We start from the raw sequence: 19,668 nt of genomic DNA on the forward strand, positions 1-19,668 counted from the left end.
CGAATCAAAGGCCGGGAACCGGGACGATCTGTGAGATCAGCGCCGTTCCGTCGCACATGAGAAAGTCCTTGAAAGCCTGTGCCACCGGTGGCAGCCGCTTGGTCCTCCGATGCACCACGTACCAGTTGAGGACCAGCGGAAGCCCTTGAACGTCGAGAACACTCAGGCTGCCTGACTTCAGTTCCTGACTGACTGTGTGCGCAGACAAGAAACTGACGCCCATGCCGGCGATCACGGCCTGCTTGATCGTCTCCGTACTGCGGATTTCCATGGCGATATGAACCCCCGCCAGCTGGCCGCCCAGGGCTTCTTCCATGGAGTTCCGTGTGTCCGAGCCCTTCTCGCGGACGACGAAGGGCTCATGCATCAGCGTCGCCACCGGGATCTGCTTCACACCGACGAGTGGATGGTTGGCCGCCGCGACGACGACGTAAGGGTGCGGCGCAAAGGGCTCGTTGACGGTGTCGAGATCGGCAGGCGGCCGCACCATGATCGCCAGGTCGGTCAGGTTCTCGGTGATATGGATCAGCAACCCCTCCCGGTTGTGAACCGTGAAATTGAGCTTCACGCCCCGATGCCGACTCGCGAAGTCGACGAGCAAGCGCGGAAAGAAGTAGTCGCCGGCACTGATCACGCCCACATTGAGCCGGCCTCCCGAGACACCCTTGAACTGGGTCATCGCACTCTCGGCTGCCTCGAACTGCTGAATGATCGAGCGGCCGATCTGAAGCAGCTCCGCGCCCGCCGGGGTGAGGTAGATCTTCTTGCCGAACTGTTCGAAGAGCGCGTTGCCCGCGTGCTCTTGCAGCTTGCGCACCTGTGTGGACACCGCGGGTTGCGTCAGGTGGAGTTCCTCCGCCGCGCGCGAGAAACTCAGCAGTCTCGCGACCGCCTCGAACACCTTCAGCTGCCGCAACGTGGCGTGCTTCACCCGACCGAGGCCAGTTCCCGAAGGCGGACATGGCCGCGTTGATCCGCCATCGACCGGGCGAGCAGCTTGACCAGCGAATGCACCGTGTCGATATGCGGCGTGGGCGTATCGGTCAGGCGGGCCAGCTCGACCACGGCACCCACCAGTGCATCGATTTCCGGAGCACGTCCTGCTTCCACGTCCTGCAGCATGGAGGTCTTGTGCTTGCCGACCTTCTCCGCACCGGCAATGCGCTTCTCCAGCGACACGCGGAACTCGATGCCCAGCTTGCCGGCCACGGCCTGCGCCTCTTGCATCATCGAGGTGGCCAGCTCTCGCGAAGGCGGAAACTGGCAGATGTCGACCAGCGTGGCATGGGACAGGCTGCTGATGGGATTGAAGGTCAGGTTGCCCCACAGCTTGAGCCAGATCTCGGAGCGGATGTCGTCGAGCACGGGGGCCTTGAAGCCGGCACCGCTCAGGCAGGCCGAAACGCGATTCACGCGCTCGCTCGACGACCCGTCGAGTTCGCCCACGGGAAAGCGATCGCCCTCGATGTGCCTCACGACGCCGGGCGCCAGCAGTTCGGAAGCCGGATAGACCACGCAGCCGATGACCCGCTCGGCCGGGATCTTCGCGGCGACCCGCCCGTCGGGGTCGACGCTGCGAACCGGCGAGCCTTCGAGCGCGCCCCCGTGCTTGTGGAAGTACCAGAACGGGATGCCGTTCTGCATCGTCACGACAACGGTGTCCGGACCGAACAGGCGCGGAACGTCATTGGCCACCGCTTCGACCTGGTGCGCCTTCATGGCGAGGATGACGATGTCCTGCGGGCCGGCCTCGTCATAACGGTCGGTGGCCTTGACGCTGCGCGCCACCTCCTCTGCTCCGTCGTGCGCGATCAGCTTGAAGCCATTGCGGGCAATGGCCTCCAGGTTCGCGCCGCGCACGATGAAGGTGACGTCTTCACCGGCGAGCGCGAGCTTCGCGCCGACGAATCCTCCGATGGCGCCCGCGCCAATCACAGCAATCTTCATGTCGATTCCCAAGTAGTTGAATCTCTCTGGCGGGCTCACTCGAAGCGGTTGCCCAGCTTGCCGATGCCTTCGATCTCGATCTCGATCAGGCTGCCGGCCTTCATCGAACCAACGCCGATCGACGTGCCGCACAGGATGACGTCCCCGGGATGCAGCGTCATGTCGAAGGAGATCAGGCTGACCAGTTGCGGCACCGAGAAGCGCATGTCGCTGATCGGGTAGCTCTGGCGCACTTCCCCGTTGAGACGGGTCGTCACGGTGAGCATGGACGGATCGAGCCCGGTTGCCACCACCGGGCCCATGGGGCAGAAGGTGTCGAATCCCTTGGCGCGAACCCACTGGGGAAAGGACACGTCGCGGTTCAGGATGTCTGCCGCCGTCACATCGTTCGAGCAGGTGTAGCCGAACACGTGTTCCAGCGCATCGTCTTCATCCACCGCCGTGCAGACCTTGCCGATGACGATGCCGAGCTCGCCCTCGAACACGATCCTGCTGTCATCCAAGGGCTTGCGGATGACTTCACCATGCGCCAAGTAGGAGTTGGGCGCCTTCAACAGATAGAGCGGTTCCGATGGCACCGACAGGCCCAGCTTTTCACCGAGCGCATGGAAGTTGTTCCACAACGCGATGACCTTGCCCGGCGTGGTCGGTGTGCGCAGCTGGAGGTCGGCAAGCGCCAGCATGCGACCCGTGGGCTCACAGGCTCCGAACATGTCGCCCTGGTGCTCCCGAACGTGATCGCCATGGAGAGTGCCGAAGCCTGTCTTGCCGGCGTGGTCGAAACGGAGCCATTGGTGATGCATGTCGCGTTCTCAGTCGAAGGGGAGGTAGTCCGGCATGACGAGCGATGCCAGCAGCTTGCCGATCTCAGCGGGGTTGGGCGTGACGTGAATGCCGCATTGCTTCATCAGCGCCATCTTTTCTTCTGCGCTCCCGTTGACGCCGGAAGCGATGGCGTCCGTGTCACCCGCGCGCCAGTGCGGCGGCGCAGCGGCGCCGGCGACGAAGCCGACCACCGGCTTGCGCATGTGATCCCGGATCCAGCACGCGCACTGCTCCTCGGTGTCGCCGCCGATCTCACCGACCATGATCACCGCGTCGGTGCGGGGGTCGTCATTGAACATCTTCAGCACGTCGAGGAGTTGGAGGCCGCCGGGCAAGTCGCCCCCTATGCCGACCACCGTCGATTGCCCGATGCCGAAGCTCCTGAGTTGGCTGGCGGCTTCATAGGCCAGCGTGCCCGAACGCGACACCACGCCGATGCGGCCTCTCTGGTGGATGTCGCTCGGCATGATGCCGATCTTGATTTCGTCCGGTGTGATGAGACCTGGGCAGTTCGGCCCGAGGAGAAGCGTCCGGCTGCCCTTGAGCCGCCCGAGCGTGCGGATCATGTCCCTGACCGGGATGCCCTCCGTGACGCAGATGACCAGATCCAGCTCGGCGTCGATCGCCTCGTCGATCGCAGCGGCGGCAAGGGCCGGCGGCGTGTAGATGACGGAGACGGTGGCGCCGGTCGCGGCCCGGGCGTCCCTCACCGTGGCGAAGACCGGAACGCCGTCGACGAACTCGCCGGCTTGGTCTGCGTCGACGCCCGCGACGAAGCACTTCCTGCCATTTCCGTAGGCGCGGCACAGGGTCGTGTGGAAGCGTCCCGTATCGCAAGCGATGCCCTGGGTCATGACCCTCGTGTGCTTGTTGACGAGAATCGACATCTCAGCTCTTTCTCCGACTCGCGGTCACGACCAGTTCCGCGGCCTCCGCCATGCCGTTGGCGTTCATGATCGGGAGGCCCGATTGCGCGAGGATGGATTGGCCGAGGCTTTCGCTGGTCCCTCTCATGTGCACCACCAGCGGCACTGCGAGCCGGACCTTGCGTATCGCGGCGATCACGCCGTGGGCCAGCACGTCGCATGATGTGACGCCGCCGAACATGCTCACAAGGATGGCACCCACCTTCGGATTGCCCGACATCAACTCGAATGCCTCGGACAGCTTCTCGTCGGTCGCTGCACCGCCCACGTCATGGAAGCTGGCCGGTGCTCCGCCATAGAACCGGATCATGTCCATCGTCGCCATCGTCGAACCGGGGCCGTTGACGACGCAGCCGATGTTGCCGTTCGACGCTTCGAATTCCGCAGGGTCTTCCTGCTCGCAGTCTCGCATCGCCGCGATGTCGGGCTGGCGGAACAGCGCGTTCGAGTCGAAATCGAAGCTGGCGTCGAGCGCGATCAAGCGGCCGTCGCGCGTCACCACGAGCGGATCGATCTCGAGACGCGACGCATCGCTGGCATCGAAGGCCTGGTAGAGCTTCCGCATGAGGACATTCGCCTCTGCGATCGATCTGCCCGCAAGGCCGATGCCCCGCGCAAGGGCGTCCGCCTCGGCGGCCTTCCATCCCGTGGCGGGATCGATCAGCAGCTTGTGGGCTGACTCCGACATGGAAGCAGGTTTCGATGCTGTCAATGCGACGCAACCGGACTCGCGGTCCACTGCCATGCGGAGGTAGAGCTTCTGCTCGATCTCGACGCCTTCCTCGACCAGCAGGCGTTTCACCACACGGCCCTCGGGGCCCGTCTGACGTGTCCTCAGCGCAGAGCCCAGCAAACCCTCCGCGAGCCGCCGGACGTCGGCAACCGACCATGCCTGCTTCACGCCGCCCGCCTTGCCCCGGCCCCGTGCATGCATCTGCGCCTTGACCACCCACGCCCTGCCACCGAGCCGGGTGGCAGCTTCCGCGGCCTCGTCGGCCGAAGCACACGGAAGGCCGCGCGGCGTGTCGACGCCATATTTCCGCAGCAGTTCCTTGGCCTGGTATTCGTGGATGGTCATGACCTTCCGGAACGGGCGACAGGCGGTCGCCGGACGGAAGGCTTCTGACACCGCGGATTCCTGAACTGTCACTACTGTCTCCTTGGAGTCGAACGTTGCTGCGGCCAAATCAATTGGGACTGGGACTAACGGTCAACTGTAGGAATCTGCAGAAATAATTGATAGTTAAAGAATTCTTTGCTGAGCATTACGCATGAGTTATGCATCACGGGTCATTGCGCTGCTCGATTGCAAATGAATCAGATCACGCGCTCTTCGCGCAATGCCTCGATCTGCGACTGGCTGTAGCCCAGTTGCGCAAGCACCTCCACCGTGTGCTCGCCGAGCAGCGGCGAGCGCTTCACCTGCGTCGGGCTGTCGGACATCTTGATCGGATTGCCCACCGTCAGGTAGCGGCCCCGCGTCGGATGGTCGACCTCCACGATGGTTCCGCTTTCGCGCAACGAAGCGTCTTCGGCGATTTCCTTCATCGACAGGATGGGTCCGCATGGAATGTCGTACGCGTTGAGGATCTCCATGGCCTCGAGCTTGTGCTTCGTCATGGTCCACTTCTCGATGCGCGCGAAGATGGGCTTGAGGTGCAGCAGCCGCGCCGCCGGCGTGGCATAGGCCTCGTCGGTGATCCAGCCCTCTTCGCCGATCACCTTGCACACGGCGGGCCACACCGCCGCCTGTGTGATGAAGTAGATGTAGGCGTTGGGGTCGGTCTCCCAGCCCTTGCACTTGAGGATCGAGCCCGGCTGGCCGCCGCCCGATGCATTGCCGGCCCGCGGCACGGCCTCGCCGAAGGTGCCGTCCGGATACTGCGGGTACTCGTGCATCGTCCCGGTGCGTTCGAGCCGCTGCTGGTCGCGCAGTTTGACCCGGCAGAGGTTCAGGACGGCATCCTGCATCGGTGCCAGCACCTTCTGTCCGCGTCCCGAGTTGTGCCGCTGGAGCAACGCCGCCAGGATGCCCAGCGCCAGGTGCAAGCCGGTGCCGCTGTCGCCGATCTGGGCGCCGGTGACCATCGGCGGGCCGTCGTCGAAGCCCGAGGTCGATGCCGAGCCGCCTGCGCACTGCGCCACGTTCTCGTACACCTTGCAGTCCTGGTACTTTCCAGGGCCGAAGCCCTTGACCGAGGCCACGACCATCCTCGGGTTGAGCTCATGAATGCGTTCCCAGGTGAAGCCCATCCGGTCGAGCGCGCCGGGTGCGAAGTTCTCCACCAGCACGTCGCAATGCTTGATCAGGGTTTCCAGCACTTCCCGACCCTTGGGCTTCTTGGTGTCGACCGTGATCGAGCGCTTGTTGTGGTTGAGCATCGTGAAATAGAGGCTGTCCACGTCCGGGATGTCGCGCAGCTGTCCGCGCGTTGCGTCGCCCTCCCCGGCGCGTTCGACCTTGATCACGTCGGCGCCGAACCAGGCCAGCAGCTGCGTGCAGGTCGGGCCCGACTGGACATGGGTGAAGTCAAGGATTCGATAGCCTTCCAGCGCTTTGCTCATACAGGGGTCTCCGGTCTCGATCTATGTGGGTTGCCTATTGATCCGCCGCCGCCAATCCTTCGAGTTCCGCCACGCGTTTGCGAAGCGCGCGCTCGTCTTGGAAGCGTTGGGTCTCGTCACGAATGACGGCAACGACCGCGCTCACCGCGCCATCGGGCGCGAAGAGCATGGCCACCGTGAAAGCGATGGACATCGAGCGTCCGTCCTTGTGTGTGGCCGGCACGCGCAGCAGGTCATTGCCGTACTTCGTGGTGCCAGTATCCATGGACTTGTGGTAGCCCTCCCAATGGCGCTGGCGCAGTCGCTCCGGCGTGATGAGATCGAGCGATCGGCCCAGGGCCTCGCTCTCGGTGTAGCCGAACATGCGCTCGGCGCCCGGATTCCACAGCGTGATGGCGCCGGTGGCGTCGGACGCGATGATCGCATCGCCGACAGCCGCGACGAGTGCCTGACAGTCGATGGCGGTGTTCATGGCGCTGGCTCCCTGTTCTCCGTGAGGCATCTTTTTCCGCTTCCTGGTCTTCCAACAAAAAGCGGCACCCATCGCGGGTGCCGCCCAAGGACACATCGACTTCGACGATGTGTCCCGGCGGTCACACCGCCTTCGCCGAGCGCAACTCGCTGATCTGCGAGGCGCTGTAGCCGAGTTCAGCCAGAACCTCCTCGGTGTGCTCGCCCAGCAGCGGCGAGGCCGTGATCTCGGGCTTGAGATCCGAGAACTTGATCGGGCTGCCCACGGTGTAGTAGCTGCCGCGTTCCTTGTGCGGCACTTCGACGATCGAGCCACTGGCGCGCAGCGACGGGTCGTGCAGGAGTTCCTTCATCGTCAGCACCGGCGCGCAGGGAATGTCGAACTTGCGCAGGATGTCGACCGCCTCGAACTTGGTCTTGTCGGCCAGCCATCCCTCGATGGTCGCGAAGATGTCGGTGATGTGAGGCTGGCGCGCCTTCGGCGTCATGTAGTCGGGGTCGGTCTTCCACTCGGGCTTGCCGATGGCATCGCAGATCGGCGCCCATGCATGGCCTTGCACGGTGAAGTAGATGTACGCGTTGGGATCGGTCTCCCAGCCCTTGCACTTCAGCACCCAGCCCGGCTGGCCGCCGCCGCCGGCATTGCCGCCGCGCGGCACCACGTCGCTGAAGGTCCCGTGGGGGTACTGCGGATACTCTTCCAGGAAGCCGAGCCGGTCCAGGCGCAGCTGATCGCGCATCTTCACGCGGCAGAGGTTCAGCACGGCGTCCTGCATCGCGCAGGCCACGCGCTGGCCCTTGCCGGTCTGCTCGCGGCCGATGATGGCGGTCAGGATGCCGATGGCGAGATGCATGCCGGTGTTGCTGTCGCCAAGGGCGGCGGCACTCACGGTCGGCGGGCCGTCCCAGAAGCCGGTGGTCGAGGCCGCGCCCCCCGCGCACTGTGCGACGTTCTCATAGACCTTCAGGTCGTCGTAGTGGTGGCCGTCGCTGAATCCCTTGACCGACGCGACGATCATCCTGGGATTGAGTTCCTGGATGCGCTCCCACGTGAAGCCCATGCGATCCAGCGCACCGGGGCCGAAGTTCTCCACCAACACGTCGGACTCGCGGATCAGCTTCTCCAGCACGAGCTTGCCTTCCTGCTGCTTGGTGTCCAGCGTCAACGAGCGCTTGTTGCTGTTGAGCATGGTGAAGTACAGCGCATCGACGTCGGGGATGTCGCGCAGCTGCGAGCGTGTGACATCGCCCGCGCCTGGGCGCTCGACCTTGATGACATCCGCACCGAACCAGGCGAGCATCTGGGTGCACGCCGGGCCGGCCTGCACGTGGGTGAAGTCGATGATCTTGATGTTGCTCAGTGGTTTGTTGTTGCTGCTCATGTTGACGATCTCCTGGGTTAACTTGCTTGAATCACTTCTTCTTTGCCGCGCTGGGGTTCAGGCTGGTGATGCGGCCGCTCTCGGTGCCGGCGGTCTCATCGATCACGGCATTGATCAGCGTCGGTCGTCCGGAAGCGATGGCCTCGGCCAGGCCCCGCTCCAATTCGTCCGCCGTGGTGGCGTGCACGCCGACACCGCCGAAGGCTTCCATCAACTTGTCGTAGCGCGCGTTCTTGACGAACACGGTCGGCGCCACGTCCGCCCCGCCGCTGGCGTTGACGTCGGTGCCCCTGTAGACACCGTTGTTGTTGAAGACGACGATGCAAACCGGCAGGTTGTAGCGGCAGATCGTTTCCACTTCCATGCCGCTGAAGCCGAAGGCGCTGTCCCCCTCGATGGCGATTACCGGCTTGCCGGTCACCACCGCCGCGGCGACGGCAAAGCCCATGCCGATGCCCATGATTCCCCAGGTGCCCACATCGAGACGCTTGCGGGGCTCGTACATGTCGACGATGCTGCGGGCAAAGTCCAGCGTGTTGGCACCCTCGTTGACGACGATGGCGTCGGGCCGCGCCTTCACCGCATCGCGGATCACGCTCAGCGCGCTCTGGAAGTTCATCGGCGAGGGCCGGGCTGCCAGGGTGACGGCCATCTTCGACAGGTTCTTGTCCTTGCGCTCGTCGATCGCAGCGGTCCATTCGGCCGGCGGCTTGGCCCAGCCGCTTCCCATGCCCGTCAGCAGCGCCGACACGCAGGAGCCGATGTCACCGATGACGGGTGCGGCAATGGCGACGTTGCTGTCGATTTCCGTCGGCGCGATGTCGATCTGGATGAACTGCTTCGGCCCGCCCCAGGTCTTGCCCTTGCCGTGCGACAGCAGCCAGTTGAGCCGCGCACCGATCAGCATCACGACGTCGGCTTCCTGCAGGACATAGGAACGCGCAGCCGCGGCGGATTGCGCATGCGTGTCAGGGAGCAGCCCCTTGGCCATCGACATCGGCAGGTAGGGGATGCCCGTCCGCTCGACCAGTGCGCGGATGTCGGCATCGGCCTGCGCGTAGGCGGCACCCTTGCCCAGCAGGATCAGGGGCTTCTTCGCCGTCTTGAGCAAATCGAGCGCACGCCGGACCGCGTCGGTTGCCGGAATCTGCCGGGGCGCCGGATCCACCACTCGGATCAATGACTTCTTGCCGGCTGCGGCCTCCATGGTCTGCGCGAACAGCTTCGCCGGCAGGTCGAGATAGACACCGCCCGGGCGACCCGACACCGCGGCGCGGATGGCCCGTGCGATGCCGACGCCGATGTCCTGGGCGTGCAGGACTCTGTAGGCGGCCTTGCACAGCGGCTTGGCAATCGCGAGCTGGTCCATTTCCTCGTAATCGCCCTGCTGCAGGTCGACGATCTCACGCTCGCTGGACCCGCTGATCAGGATCATCGGGAAGCAATTGGTGGTGGCATTGGCCAGCGCCGTCAGTCCGTTGAGGAAGCCTGGAGCGGACACCGTCAGGCAGATCCCTGGCTTCTGCGTGAGGAAGCCGGCTGCCGCCGCCGCATTGCCCGCATGTTGCTCATGGCGGAACGAGATCACCCGGATGCCTTCCGCCTGCGCCATGCGCGTCAGGTCGGTGATCGGGATACCGGGTAGTCCGAAGATCGTGTCGATGCCGTTCAGCTTGAGCGCATCGATGACCAGGTGAAACCCGTCGATCGTTGTCGGTTCTTCTTGTTCGTGCGAGGTTGCCGGCGGGTTGGCCAGGACAGCGGACATCTTGTCTCCTTGAGTTCGAAATACGGATCCGATCACTCGCACGCCGAGCCTCACCCCTGGAGGTTGCACAGCGGAAAACTCCGTGCGTCGTGGTCAGGACTATCATTCGGCGTCCCCGGTACGGCCGTTGACCTCGGTCAACTTTCGGGAAAACAGAACGCGGGGAAAACCCCACGAGAGCGAAGTGACCCTTCTTTCGAAACATCCAGAACAAAACGTCATTCGTGTACAGCTACGGCAGAACGTGCTGCTCAAGGATCTGAGCGATAGCGACCGCGCCGAGCTGGAGGCCCATCTCACCATCGTGGACGGCAACAAGGGCGAGTTCCTTCTCAATCAGGGCGTGCGCGAGATGGAGCAGTACTTCATCCTCGACGGCATCCTCAAGCGGGTCGTGAGCAATGCACAGGGCAAGGAAATGATCCTGCGCTTCGCCGACGAGCACGACATGGAAACCAGCTACGCCGCCTTCCGGCTGGGCACCCCCACGCCGTACGGCATCGTCTGCGTGACCAAGGCCCGTGTGGCGAGCCTGCCCTTGCAGGAATGGGTCGAATTCCTGAAGAAGCGCCCGCTCGCGAAGGAACTGTTCGAGTTCATGGTGATGCGAGGGATGAGCGAGATCATGGCGCACACCATCACCCTTCACCTGCTCGACGCACCCGGGCGCGTGCACCGGTTCATCCGCAAGCACGCGGAACTGATCGACCGCATCCCGAGCAAGGAACTGGCTTCGTACCTCAACCTCTCGGCCGAAACGCTGAGCCGGCTCAAGAAGCGCGGCAAGATCTGAGGCGCCGCGGCGCGCTCAGGTCTGCTTGGACGAGGCGAAGCGCCTGGTGCTCGACATCAGCTTGAGCTGGTTGTCGACATCGGTCACGCCGGCGACGTCCGCGGCGACGCTCTCCGCCTGCGTCCGCTCTTCATCGTCAAGGACGATGCCGCGCATCGTGATGCGCCCGCTGGTCGCCTCGACGGTGATGCTGATGGCACGCGTCGCCGGATGGTCTTTCAGCGCCACTTTCACGCGGGCCGCCAAGGCCATGCCCGAGAGAAGCGCCCGCGACTCGGCGGTTTCGGCAAACTCCGGACGGCGCACCAGAAGACTGATCTGCTCCACGCAGCTCTGCACCGAGATTCGATCGGTGTTGAGGACCAGGTCGTAGAGAAGCGGATCACCCCAGGTGACGCCGAACTGTTCGTGCATGCGCGATGCGTGAGCCTGGTCGCTGCGACGAATCTCGGCTTCGGCGAATTCGGCGTCATCGGTCTCGAGATCGCGCATCAACCATTCGACGCGCTTGCGCATCGAGCGGGTGATACGCACGGACACGATGTGCGGAACCGGGCGCAACAGGCAGGTTGCGCCCCACCCCCGCAGGACGACGTCGCCGCGGTCGGCGAGGTCGTACAGTTCTTCGGCCGTGTACAGGGCCACGCTGCGCTGGTCGGTGGTCAGCCGCTCGACCAGCCCTGCCTTGCCCTCGCGCAGGCGACCGATGAGGCTTTGCGGCACGTGCATCCGATTGGCCACGTGCTCGGCAATCTCGTGGCGCACGATCCTCAATCCCAGTGACTGCGCGAGCTCGACGGAAACGTCCTTGGCGAGCGAGCCCATCTCCTGTGTCATTGCGATGACTGGCATGTCGGCTCCCTGTTCAATCCAGCGGGCGCTCGGCGGCCAGCTCGTCCACCTTGATCGGCCTGATCAGCCCCCACGCCTTCGAGAGCAGGGGCCAGAACAGCAGCGCCAGTGCGAGGGTGGTGATGCCGCCGACCAGAGGGTTCGAGAACATGATCATGACGTCGCCCTGCGACACCAGCATCGCTTGCCGGAACGAGTCTTCGGCCTTGTCGCCGAGCACCAGCGCGAGCACGAGCGGCGCCAGCGGGAAGTCGAGTTTCTTGAACAGGTAGCCCACGATGCCGAAGCCCAGCATGAACCAGATGTCGAGCATCGCGTTGTGCACCGTGTAGGCGCCGATGGCACAGATGACGATGATGACCGGCGCGATGATCGAGAACGGGATGCGCAGGATGGATGCGAACAGAGGCACGGTGCTCAGGACCACGATGAGCCCGACGATGTTGCCCAGGTACATGCTGGCGATCAGGCCCCACACGAAGTCCTTCTGCTCGACGAAAAGCAGCGGTCCAGGTTGCAGACCCCAGATCAGCAACCCGCCCAGCAACACGGCAGCCGTTGGCGAACCGGGAATCCCCAGCGCCAGCATCGGCAGCAGCGCGCTGGTTCCGGCGGCGTGCGCCGCGGTCTCCGGCGCCACGACACCTTCCATCTCGCCGGTGCCGAACTTGGACCCTTTGCGCGACATCTTCTTCGCCAATCCGTAGCTCATGAACGAAGCTGGCGTGGCGCCACCCGGCGTGATGCCCATCCAGATGCCGACCAGGGCGCTGCGAAGGGAGGTGACCCAGTACTTCGGGAGCTGCTTCCAGGTCTCGAGCACGACCTTGGGGTCGATCTTGGCGGTCTTGCCGGAGAACTTCAGCCCTTCTTCCATCGACAACAGGATCTCGCCGATGCCGAACAGGCCGATCACGGCGATCAGGAAGTCGAAGCCGCGCATCAGCTCGGACTGCCCGAATGTGAGCCTCAACTGACCCGTCACGGTATCCATCCCGACACTGGCCAGCGCGAAGCCGAGCGCCATCGACGCCAGGATCTTGAAGGGCGATCCCTTTCCCATGCCGACGAAGCTGCAGAAGGTCAGGAGGTACACGGCGAAGAACTCGGGCGAGCCGAACTTGAGCGCGAACTTGGCCACCAGCGGCGCCATGAACGTGATCATCACCACCGCGAGGAAGGCACCCACGAACGACGAGGTGAATGCAGTCGTCAGGGCAGCGCCGGCGCGTCCATCCTGGGCCATCGGATAGCCGTCGAAGGTGGTCGCCACCGACCACGGCTCACCGGGGATGTTGAACAGGATCGAGGTGATGGCCCCACCGAACAATGCACCCCAGTAGATGCACGACAGCATGATGATGGCCGAGGTCGGCGACATCGTGAATGTGAGAGGAAGCAGGATCGCCACCCCGTTGGCACCGCCCAGGCCGGGCAGCACGCCGATGAGTACCCCGAGAATGATCCCGACGAACATCAGGAGGATGTTCATGGGGGTGAGGATCACCGAAAAGCCCTGCATCAGGGCACTGACTTCTTCCATGGTGTGCGTTCTCCTAGGAACTCAGTAGCCGAGAAAACGAAGGGGGTCGAGCGAGCCTTTGAAGAGTGGCACCTTGAACCAGACCTCGAACATCAAGAAGAAGACCACGTTGACGGCCACCGCCACCAGCGTGCTCTTCAGGGGCGAGTAGTGGCCCAGGAAGATCATGAACAGCGCGATGTAGATCGCCGATGCAACGTACAACCCGAGGAAGGTGACAGCGAGTACATACACCGTCGCCGGCACCAGGACCGACATCACCCGCTTCAACTGCACCGGATCCACGAACACCTCGGTGTTCCTGTTCTTGCCGAGCAAGGCCTGGTAGAGGATGCCCACGGCCGACACCGATACGATCACGCCAATCCAGAAGGGGAAGTAGCCCGAACCCGGACCGTCGCTGGTCCAGCCGGCGCCGAGCCTGCGACTCTCGACGATCACCACGATGCCGATGACCAGCAGGACCACCGCGACGGCTGCGTCGACCACATAGGTCGCGATGCCTGTGCGCGGGGCGGCAACGGACTCTTCGCTCTGCTCCATGGAGCCTCCAATCAATTTGTGGCGGGATGAGGGGCGGGCGGCCTTGACACGCGCCCCTCTGAACGATCGATGGAAAGCAGGGGCTTACTTGCTCGCGCCCGCCATGAATCCGGCTTCGGTCATGAGCGTGCGGTGGGCGGCCTCGGCCTCGCCAAGCCACTTGGTGAATGCATCACCGGTCATGAACGTCGGATTGAACGCGCCCTTCTCCATGTACTCCTTCCAGTCCGGCGTCGCGGTGATCTTGGTCAGCAGATCGACGTAGAAGGCCTTCTGATCGGCCGTCACGCCGGCAGGCATGAAGATGCCGCGCAGCATCGTGTAGTCGGTCGGAACGCCGGCTTCCTTGCAGGTCGGGATGTCGTTCCAGGATTGGGTATCGGTGACCTTGCCCTTGTACGGCATGCGCTGGGCGTCGAAGACACACAGCGGACGAAGCTGGCCGGCCCGCCACTGGGCGACCGCTTCGATCGGATTGTTCACGGTCGAATTCACGTGATTGCCCACCAGTTGCACTGCGACTTCGCCGCCGCCCTTGAAGGGGACGTAAATGAACTTGATGCCGGTGGCCTTCTCGAGTGCAACCGTGATGATCTGGTCTTCCTGCTTGGAGCCCGTGCCGCCCATCTTGAACTTGTTCGGCCCCGCCGCCTTGACTGCCGCGACGTACTCGCTGGCGTTCTTGTAGGGCTCGCTTGCGTTCGTCCACAGGACGAACTGGTCGAGCGCCATCATCGCAACCGGGCTCATGTCCTTCCAGTTGAAAGGCACGCCGGTCGCCATGGGCGTCGTGAACAGGTTCGACAGCGAAATGACGATCTTGTGGGGGTCGCCCTTGGCTTCCTTGACCGCCAGGAAGCCTTCTGCGCCGGCGCCTCCCGACTTGTTGACGACGATGAGCGGTTCCTTCATCAACTTGTGCTTGACGATGATGCCCTGCATCAGGCGCGCCATCTGATCGGCTCCACCGCCTGTCCCGGCGGGAACGATGAACTCGACGGGTTTGGTGGGCTCCCAGGCCAAGGCAGGCGCTGACACCGCAAGCAGTGCCGCCGCAACCGAGACGGCGACGGCGGAAGTCCTTGCGGCGCCGGAAAACGAGCGCGAAAAAAGGTTCTTGATCATGTTGTCTCCTGTAGGTCGTGGATTCACACGTTGTTCTTTTTGGCGGAACCTGATCTCAAGTTCCGGTGGGTAGTGATGCTGCGACGCCAACGTGGAAACGCGGCTTGACCGTGGTCAATTTTCCGAAGAATCGGCATCGGGGTTACCCGCAGCAATGTGGCGCCCGAGAGTCGCGCCCTCCCGCCTGTCGGGCGCAGAATGTTCGCGCGCGGATTCCCCGCCCAGAACATCGGAGACGACCATGGCATTCAACGGTTCGACCATCGCGGCACTACTGGACGGCGCCGTATCGAAGGGCGCCTTGCACGGCGTTGCGGCGGTGGTGGTCGACCGCAACGGCCAGCTGTTCCAGCACGCTGCCGGCGAAGCGAGCGCGCGCACCTTGTTCCGCAACGCGTCGATGACGAAGGCCGTGGCCACGACGGCAGCACTGCAACTCGTGGAGCAGGACGACTGAGCCTCGACGCCACCGTTCAGTCCATCCTCCCGGAGTTCGGCCGTCATCGAGACGCTGATCGGTTTCGAGATGGCGGTGTACCAGCAGGTGGGTGCCGCGGTGCCCGCGGCCTGAGTTGAGATCCCCCAAGACGACTACGCCGCGACGTCGAAGAACGCCAGCTTCCTGGCGCGCGGCAGCGCCTTGAGCCTGGCTTCTGCTCGCAGTGCATCGCCCTTGGTGGGATATTCGCGGGCTGCAAGCACCCGCACCGGAGGCCGCGCGCGTGTGAACCTGGCGCCCAGTCCGAATACGTGCCGAAAGAAGCGCTGCTCCACGTCGAGCGCGATCCCCGCGTAGTACACGCCGTCCTCGCATTCCAGGAGGTAGAGCCAGTAGGGCTTGGGTGGTGGGTCAGGCAGTGTTCGAGGCACGCGTCGATTGTGCAGGGCGGTTCGCGAAGCCATCCCCACAAGCCTGCTGTATGAGCATGCAGTATTCCTTCCCGCATATCGCTTCAGGCGCCTTCCCAATTTCTGCTGCAAACCTAAACTGGCCCCATCAAAATTGAGAACCTATTTCGTACATGGAGGTGTCATGAATCCGTTCAACGACGATGCAGCCCAGTTGAGGGCCGAGGCAACAAGAGCCGATGCGCTGGCCCGACGGGCACAGCGTGCAGCCAACGAGGCATTCAGAGTGTTCCTGAAGGACGATGGCGCTCCGGCGCCCGATCAGGCCATCGAAACGGCAAAGACGAGCGCCCGGGCCGCCCAGGAGGCGTGGCGCAAGTACGTGCAATACATCGCGCTGAACGGCGGGCACCTGCACCTCTGCTAGCTACGTTTTCGCACCCGCTGCCTGCTGGGTGAAGGAAAGCGCCAGGAAGTCGACGAAGGCCCGGACCCTCGCCGCCAACTGGTGGCGCTGCGGATACACCGCGTAGATGTCCGCGTCCGGTGTGAAGTACTGCGGCAGGACCTGCACGAGCCGACCGTTGCGAAGGTAGCGTTCGATATCCCACTCGGCCCGCATGAGGATCCCGTGGCCGTCCAGGGCCCAGTTCACGGCGATCTCGCCATCGTTGGTGGCCAGGTTGCCCCGCGTCTTCACCGCCTCGGTGTTCGCATTGCGGCCTCTTCCGCTCGCCAGGCGCCACACGCCAAAGGCTTCCTCGCCCTGGCGGATGCCGATGCAGTTGTGCTTCGTCAAGTCGTTCGGAACCTTCGGAATACCCCGCTTTGCCAGATAGGACGGAGCCGCGCACAGCAGGCGGCGGTTGGCCGCGATGTTCCTGGCGATGATCCGGCTGTCCGGCGGAGCGCCGAAGCGCACGCAGACATCGAACAGGTCCTCGGTCGGCGATGGCGGATTGACCGACAACTGGAGCTGCACCTCCACCTGCGGGTACTTGCGCACGAAGCGCGAGATCAGCGGCGCCACATGGCTGCGGCCGAAGCCCAGCGTGGCATTCACCCTCAGCAGACCTTTCGGCGTCGCCTTCGAGAGCCCGAGCAATTCCTCCATGCCGTCGATCTCGCCGAGGATGCGTCGCGCATGCTCCAGGTACAGCTCGCCTTCGGGCGTGAGGCTCATGCGGCGCGTCGACCGGTTGACCAGCAGCACACCGACACGCGACTCCATCAGCGCGAGGTGCTTGCTTACGGCGGGGGTCGTGATGCCGAGTTCGCGTGCCGCGGCGCTCAGGCTCCCGGCGCTGGCAAGCGTTGAAAAGAAGCCGAGGTCCGCTGGCTGGATTCCGCTGCTCATGGGTGCGCCTCCACTGTTGAGTTCAGGTTAACAATGGATTCACTTTAGCGCCGTGCCAAGGGGGCGTCGAGTTCTTACAGTACCCATACCCCTTCACCACCCACCCAACGGAGACAAATTCATGAAGACGTACAAGATCGCGACCATTCCCGGCGACGGCATCGGCAAGGAAGTCGTTCCGGCGGGCCAGCAGGTCCTCGAGGCCCTGGCCTCGGCCAGCAGCAGCTTCAAGTTCGAGTTCGAGGACTTCGACTGGGGCGGCGACTACTTCCGCGAGCACGGCGTGATGATGCCGGACGACGGCCTGAACGCCCTGCGCGACAAGGACGCGATCCTCTTCGGCTCCGCCGGCGATCCGCACATCCCCGACCACATCACGCTCTGGGGCCTGCGCCTGAAGATCTGCCAGGGCTTCGACCAGTACGCCAACGTGCGCCCCACCCGCATCCTGCCGGGCATCGACGGCCCCCTCAAGCGCTGCGGCCCGGACGACCTCAACTGGGTCATCGTTCGCGAGAACTCCGAAGGCGAATACTCTGGCGTCGGCGGCCGCGTGCATCAAGGCCACCCGATCGAAGCCGCGACCGACGTTTCGATGATGACCCGCGCCGGCGTCGAGCGCATCATGCGCTTCGCCTTCAAGCTGGCGCAGTCCCGCCCCCGCAAGCTGCTGACCGTCATCACCAAGAGCAACGCCCAGCGCCACGCAATGGTGATGTGGGACGAGATCGCGCTGCAGATCTCGAAGGAGTTCCCGGACGTTACCTGGGACAAGGAACTGGTCGATGCATCGACGGCCCGCATGATCAACCGCCCGGCTTCGCTCGACACCATCGTGGCGACCAACCTGCACGCCGACATCCTGAGCGACCTGGCGGCCGCGCTCGCCGGCAGCCTGGGCATCGCGCCCACCGGCAACATCGACCCCGAGCACCGCTATCCATCGATGTTCGAGCCCATCCACGGCTCGGCCTTCGACATCATGGGCAAGGGCCTCGCCAACCCGGTCGGCACCTTCTGGTCGGTTGTGATGCTGCTGGAGCACCTCGGCGAGACCGACGCCGCCCAACGCGTCATGAAAGCAGTCGAAGCGGTGACGGCCGACGTCTCGCTGCACACCCGCGACCTCGGCGGCACGGCAACGACGGCGCAAGTCACCCAGGCCGTGTGCGACCAAGTCACCGGCCGCGCGCAACGCAAGGCGGCCTGACGGCCCCTGACCCCGGCCACCACGCGGCGGCCGGGTCTTCCTTCCTGTACTGAGTGGCCGCGCGGGCACGCGCCGCCTCTCCACCCAAAGCAGCCGCCTAGCGCTGCCGGGGCGAACTCGTGCCCACACATCCATCAGGAGACAAACCATGCGCCGCTTCTTCGGAAAGCTGTACGTCCAGGTACTCATCGGCGTGTTCGCCGGTGCAGCTCTCGGCGTCTTCATGCCCAACACCGGCAGCGACTTCAAGCCCTTGGGCGACATCTTCATCAAGCTGATCAAGATGGTGTTCGCACCAATCATCTTCGCCACCGTGGTGCTGGGCATCGCCCGGATGGAGAACATGAAGGAGCTCGGCCGCGTCGGCGTCCGGGCCCTCATCTATTTCGAGATCCTCTCGACCTTCGCCCTCGCGCTGGGGCTGATCGTGGTCAATGTCGTGGGCCCGGGCAAGGGCATGAACATCGATCCGACGCAGCTCGACACCAAGGCGATCGCAAGCTACACGGCCGCCAGCGCCAAGCCCGAAGGCTTCGTCGACTTCGTCCTGCACCTGGTGCCGACCAGCGTCATCGATGCTTTGGCGCGCAACGACATCCTGCAGATCCTCGTCTTCGCCACGATGTTCGGCGTCGCGCTATCCCACATCGGCCCGCGCGCCAAGCCGGTGGTGGACTTCCTCGACTCGTTCACGCATGGCGTTTTCGCGATCGTCGGGATGATCATGCGGCTGGCCCCCTTGGCGGCGTTCGGCGCCATGGCCTTCACGGTGGGCAAGTACGGCCTCGGCTCCGTCGTCTCGCTCGGCAAGCTGATGGGCACGATGTACCTCACCTGCTTCCTGTTCATCGCGCTGGTGCTGGGAGTGATCTCGCGGCTGTCGGGATTCAGCCTGTGGAAGTTCCTGAAGTACATCAAGGACGAACTCTTTACGGTGCTCGGCACCAGCTCGTCGGAATCCGTGGTGCCGCAGTTGATGCGCAAGCTGGAGCACGCCGGCGTCTCGAAGCCGGTGGTCGGCCTGGTCGTGCCCTCGGGCCTGACCTTCAACCCGGACGGCCAGTGCATCTACTACACGATGGCGGCCATCTTCATTGCCCAGGCCACCAACACGCCACTGACGTTGACGGACCAGCTCGTGGTGCTGGGCGTGCTGATGCTGACGTCCAAGGGTTCCGCCGGCGTCACCGGCTCCGGATTCATCACCCTGGCGGCAACGCTCGCATCGATGGGCAAGATTCCCGTCGCCGGCATGGTGCTGCTGCTCGGCGTGGATCGCTTCATGTCGGAAGCGCGCGCCATCACCAACACCATCGGCAACGCGGTGGGCACCATCGCCATCGGCCGCTGGGTGGGGGCAGTCGATCGTCAACGCCTGGCACAGGTGCTCGACGGCAAGAGCGATCCGGAAGACCTGGACGCGCTGTACGAAGGCGACGACGAAGCTGCCAACGACGTGAAGCCAGTGCACCCCGTGGGCGGCGTGCGGATCGCGGCTTGATCCCGACGAGT

The 19,668-nt window shown here is 64.1% G+C and carries 20 protein-coding genes; 5 read left to right on the forward strand and 15 right to left on the reverse strand.

Annotation, left to right across the window (positions count from 1 at the left end; all coding sequences use genetic code 11):
• Positions 1-4: 4 nt before the first annotated feature.
• The 9 genes from QTI04_RS14225 to oxc form a co-directional block, all read right to left on the reverse strand.
• Positions 5-931 (reverse strand): LysR family transcriptional regulator, encoded by a 927-nt coding sequence (locus QTI04_RS14225; RefSeq protein ID WP_286602940.1) that lies wholly within the window; start codon positions 929-931, stop codon positions 5-7.
• Positions 928-1,947 (reverse strand): 2-dehydropantoate 2-reductase, encoded by a 1,020-nt coding sequence (locus QTI04_RS14230; protein ID WP_286616216.1) that lies wholly within the window; start codon positions 1,945-1,947, stop codon positions 928-930. Before QTI04_RS14230 ends, QTI04_RS14225 begins: the two co-directional genes overlap by 4 nt.
• 35 nt (positions 1,948-1,982) lie before the next feature.
• A complete protein-coding gene (locus tag QTI04_RS14235) occupies positions 1,983-2,750 on the reverse strand; it encodes a fumarylacetoacetate hydrolase family protein (RefSeq protein ID WP_286616217.1) in 768 nt (255 codons plus the stop codon).
• Positions 2,751-2,759: 9 nt separating this feature from the next.
• Positions 2,760-3,659, reverse strand: a complete 900-nt coding sequence (gene sucD, locus QTI04_RS14240; RefSeq protein WP_286616218.1) for a succinate--CoA ligase subunit alpha — start codon at positions 3,657-3,659, stop codon at positions 2,760-2,762.
• A 1-nt stretch (position 3,660) separates the two neighbouring features.
• The gene (sucC, locus tag QTI04_RS14245; protein WP_286602945.1) at positions 3,661-4,776 is read right to left on the reverse strand and encodes an ADP-forming succinate--CoA ligase subunit beta; all 1,116 of its coding nucleotides are present in this window, start codon (positions 4,774-4,776) and stop codon (positions 3,661-3,663) included.
• Between the two features lie 239 nt (positions 4,777-5,015).
• The gene (gene frc, locus QTI04_RS14250) at positions 5,016-6,263 is read right to left on the reverse strand and encodes a formyl-CoA transferase (protein ID WP_286602946.1); all 1,248 of its coding nucleotides are present in this window, start codon (positions 6,261-6,263) and stop codon (positions 5,016-5,018) included.
• 34 nt (positions 6,264-6,297) lie between these two features.
• Positions 6,298-6,735, reverse strand: a complete 438-nt coding sequence (locus QTI04_RS14255) for a PAS domain S-box protein (protein ID WP_286602947.1) — start codon at positions 6,733-6,735, stop codon at positions 6,298-6,300.
• 121 nt (positions 6,736-6,856) lie between these two features.
• On the reverse strand, positions 6,857-8,116 hold the full coding sequence (gene frc, locus QTI04_RS14260; protein ID WP_286616219.1) for a formyl-CoA transferase: 1,260 nt from the start codon (positions 8,114-8,116) through the stop codon (positions 6,857-6,859).
• 31 nt (positions 8,117-8,147) lie between these two features.
• The gene (gene oxc / locus QTI04_RS14265) at positions 8,148-9,884 is read right to left on the reverse strand and encodes an oxalyl-CoA decarboxylase (protein WP_286616220.1); all 1,737 of its coding nucleotides are present in this window, start codon (positions 9,882-9,884) and stop codon (positions 8,148-8,150) included.
• Positions 9,885-10,068: 184 nt separating this feature from the next.
• Between oxc and QTI04_RS14270 the strand changes: the two genes are divergently transcribed.
• A complete protein-coding gene (locus QTI04_RS14270) occupies positions 10,069-10,677 on the forward strand; it encodes a Crp/Fnr family transcriptional regulator (RefSeq protein ID WP_286602950.1) in 609 nt (202 codons plus the stop codon).
• A 15-nt stretch (positions 10,678-10,692) separates the two neighbouring features.
• On the opposite strand, the gene QTI04_RS14275 is transcribed toward QTI04_RS14270, so the two are convergent.
• The 4 genes from QTI04_RS14275 to QTI04_RS14290 all read right to left on the reverse strand — a co-directional run bounded on the left by QTI04_RS14275 (position 10,693) and on the right by QTI04_RS14290 (position 14,740).
• Positions 10,693-11,529, reverse strand: a complete 837-nt coding sequence (locus QTI04_RS14275) for a cytidylate kinase family protein (RefSeq protein ID WP_286616221.1) — start codon at positions 11,527-11,529, stop codon at positions 10,693-10,695.
• Between the two features lie 13 nt (positions 11,530-11,542).
• On the reverse strand, positions 11,543-13,072 hold the full coding sequence (locus tag QTI04_RS14280; protein WP_286602952.1) for a tripartite tricarboxylate transporter permease: 1,530 nt from the start codon (positions 13,070-13,072) through the stop codon (positions 11,543-11,545).
• 21 nt (positions 13,073-13,093) lie between these two features.
• Positions 13,094-13,615, reverse strand: coding sequence for a tripartite tricarboxylate transporter TctB family protein (locus QTI04_RS14285; RefSeq protein ID WP_286616222.1), 522 nt, complete (start codon positions 13,613-13,615; stop codon positions 13,094-13,096).
• Between the two features lie 84 nt (positions 13,616-13,699).
• Positions 13,700-14,740, reverse strand: a complete 1,041-nt coding sequence (locus tag QTI04_RS14290) for a tripartite tricarboxylate transporter substrate binding protein (RefSeq protein ID WP_286602955.1) — start codon at positions 14,738-14,740, stop codon at positions 13,700-13,702.
• A 241-nt stretch (positions 14,741-14,981) separates the two neighbouring features.
• Here QTI04_RS14290 and QTI04_RS14295 point away from each other — a divergent pair, with 241 nt between their 5' ends.
• Positions 14,982-15,197, forward strand: a complete 216-nt coding sequence (locus QTI04_RS14295) for a serine hydrolase (protein WP_286616223.1) — start codon at positions 14,982-14,984, stop codon at positions 15,195-15,197.
• Between the two features lie 134 nt (positions 15,198-15,331).
• Here QTI04_RS14295 and QTI04_RS14300 read toward each other — a convergent pair whose 3' ends face one another.
• Complete coding sequence (locus QTI04_RS14300; protein WP_286616224.1) at positions 15,332-15,610, reverse strand: GIY-YIG nuclease family protein; 279 nt, start codon at positions 15,608-15,610, stop codon at positions 15,332-15,334.
• A gap of 163 nt (positions 15,611-15,773) precedes the next feature.
• Between QTI04_RS14300 and QTI04_RS14305 the strand changes: the two genes are divergently transcribed.
• Positions 15,774-16,016 carry a hypothetical protein gene (locus tag QTI04_RS14305; protein WP_286601919.1) on the forward strand — a complete coding sequence of 81 codons (243 nt, stop codon included), beginning with the start codon at positions 15,774-15,776 and terminating at the stop codon, positions 16,014-16,016.
• On the opposite strand, the gene QTI04_RS14310 is transcribed toward QTI04_RS14305, so the two are convergent.
• Positions 16,017-16,946 carry a LysR substrate-binding domain-containing protein gene (locus tag QTI04_RS14310; protein WP_286616225.1) on the reverse strand — a complete coding sequence of 310 codons (930 nt, stop codon included), beginning with the start codon at positions 16,944-16,946 and terminating at the stop codon, positions 16,017-16,019.
• A gap of 121 nt (positions 16,947-17,067) precedes the next feature.
• Between QTI04_RS14310 and QTI04_RS14315 the strand changes: the two genes are divergently transcribed.
• Both QTI04_RS14315 and QTI04_RS14320 read left to right on the forward strand, forming a co-directional pair.
• The gene (locus QTI04_RS14315; protein ID WP_286616226.1) at positions 17,068-18,156 is read left to right on the forward strand and encodes a tartrate dehydrogenase; all 1,089 of its coding nucleotides are present in this window, start codon (positions 17,068-17,070) and stop codon (positions 18,154-18,156) included.
• A gap of 148 nt (positions 18,157-18,304) precedes the next feature.
• On the forward strand, positions 18,305-19,657 hold the full coding sequence (locus QTI04_RS14320; protein WP_286616227.1) for a dicarboxylate/amino acid:cation symporter: 1,353 nt from the start codon (positions 18,305-18,307) through the stop codon (positions 19,655-19,657).
• The last annotated feature ends 11 nt before the right edge of the window (positions 19,658-19,668 follow it).

The sequence above is a fragment of the Variovorax sp. J22R115 genome, from assembly GCF_030317005.1.
In the GTDB taxonomy this organism is placed as follows: domain Bacteria; phylum Pseudomonadota; class Gammaproteobacteria; order Burkholderiales; family Burkholderiaceae_C; genus Variovorax.

Bases quoted from the DNA above. Each gene is read 5' to 3' on its own strand.
- QTI04_RS14305 (WP_286601919.1), top strand. From the start codon at position 15,774: ATGAATCCGTTCAACGACGATGCAGCCCAGTTGAGGGCCGAGGCAACA.
- QTI04_RS14295 (WP_286616223.1), top strand. From the start codon at position 14,982: ATGGCATTCAACGGTTCGACCATCGCGGCACTACTGGACGGCGCCGTA.
- oxc (WP_286616220.1), bottom strand. From the start codon at position 9,884: ATGTCCGCTGTCCTGGCCAACCCGCCGGCAACCTCGCACGAACAAGAA.
- QTI04_RS14320 (WP_286616227.1), top strand. From the start codon at position 18,305: ATGCGCCGCTTCTTCGGAAAGCTGTACGTCCAGGTACTCATCGGCGTG.
- frc (WP_286602946.1), bottom strand. From the start codon at position 6,263: ATGAGCAAAGCGCTGGAAGGCTATCGAATCCTTGACTTCACCCATGTC.
- QTI04_RS14275 (WP_286616221.1), bottom strand. From the start codon at position 11,529: ATGCCAGTCATCGCAATGACACAGGAGATGGGCTCGCTCGCCAAGGAC.
- sucD (WP_286616218.1), bottom strand. From the start codon at position 3,659: ATGTCGATTCTCGTCAACAAGCACACGAGGGTCATGACCCAGGGCATC.
- QTI04_RS14235 (WP_286616217.1), bottom strand. From the start codon at position 2,750: ATGCATCACCAATGGCTCCGTTTCGACCACGCCGGCAAGACAGGCTTC.
- QTI04_RS14290 (WP_286602955.1), bottom strand. From the start codon at position 14,740: ATGATCAAGAACCTTTTTTCGCGCTCGTTTTCCGGCGCCGCAAGGACT.
- QTI04_RS14230 (WP_286616216.1), bottom strand. From the start codon at position 1,947: ATGAAGATTGCTGTGATTGGCGCGGGCGCCATCGGAGGATTCGTCGGC.
- frc (WP_286616219.1), bottom strand. From the start codon at position 8,116: ATGAGCAGCAACAACAAACCACTGAGCAACATCAAGATCATCGACTTC.
- QTI04_RS14310 (WP_286616225.1), bottom strand. From the start codon at position 16,946: ATGAGCAGCGGAATCCAGCCAGCGGACCTCGGCTTCTTTTCAACGCTT.
- QTI04_RS14280 (WP_286602952.1), bottom strand. From the start codon at position 13,072: ATGGAAGAAGTCAGTGCCCTGATGCAGGGCTTTTCGGTGATCCTCACC.
- QTI04_RS14285 (WP_286616222.1), bottom strand. From the start codon at position 13,615: ATGGAGCAGAGCGAAGAGTCCGTTGCCGCCCCGCGCACAGGCATCGCG.
- QTI04_RS14255 (WP_286602947.1), bottom strand. From the start codon at position 6,735: ATGAACACCGCCATCGACTGTCAGGCACTCGTCGCGGCTGTCGGCGAT.
- sucC (WP_286602945.1), bottom strand. From the start codon at position 4,776: ATGACCATCCACGAATACCAGGCCAAGGAACTGCTGCGGAAATATGGC.
- QTI04_RS14315 (WP_286616226.1), top strand. From the start codon at position 17,068: ATGAAGACGTACAAGATCGCGACCATTCCCGGCGACGGCATCGGCAAG.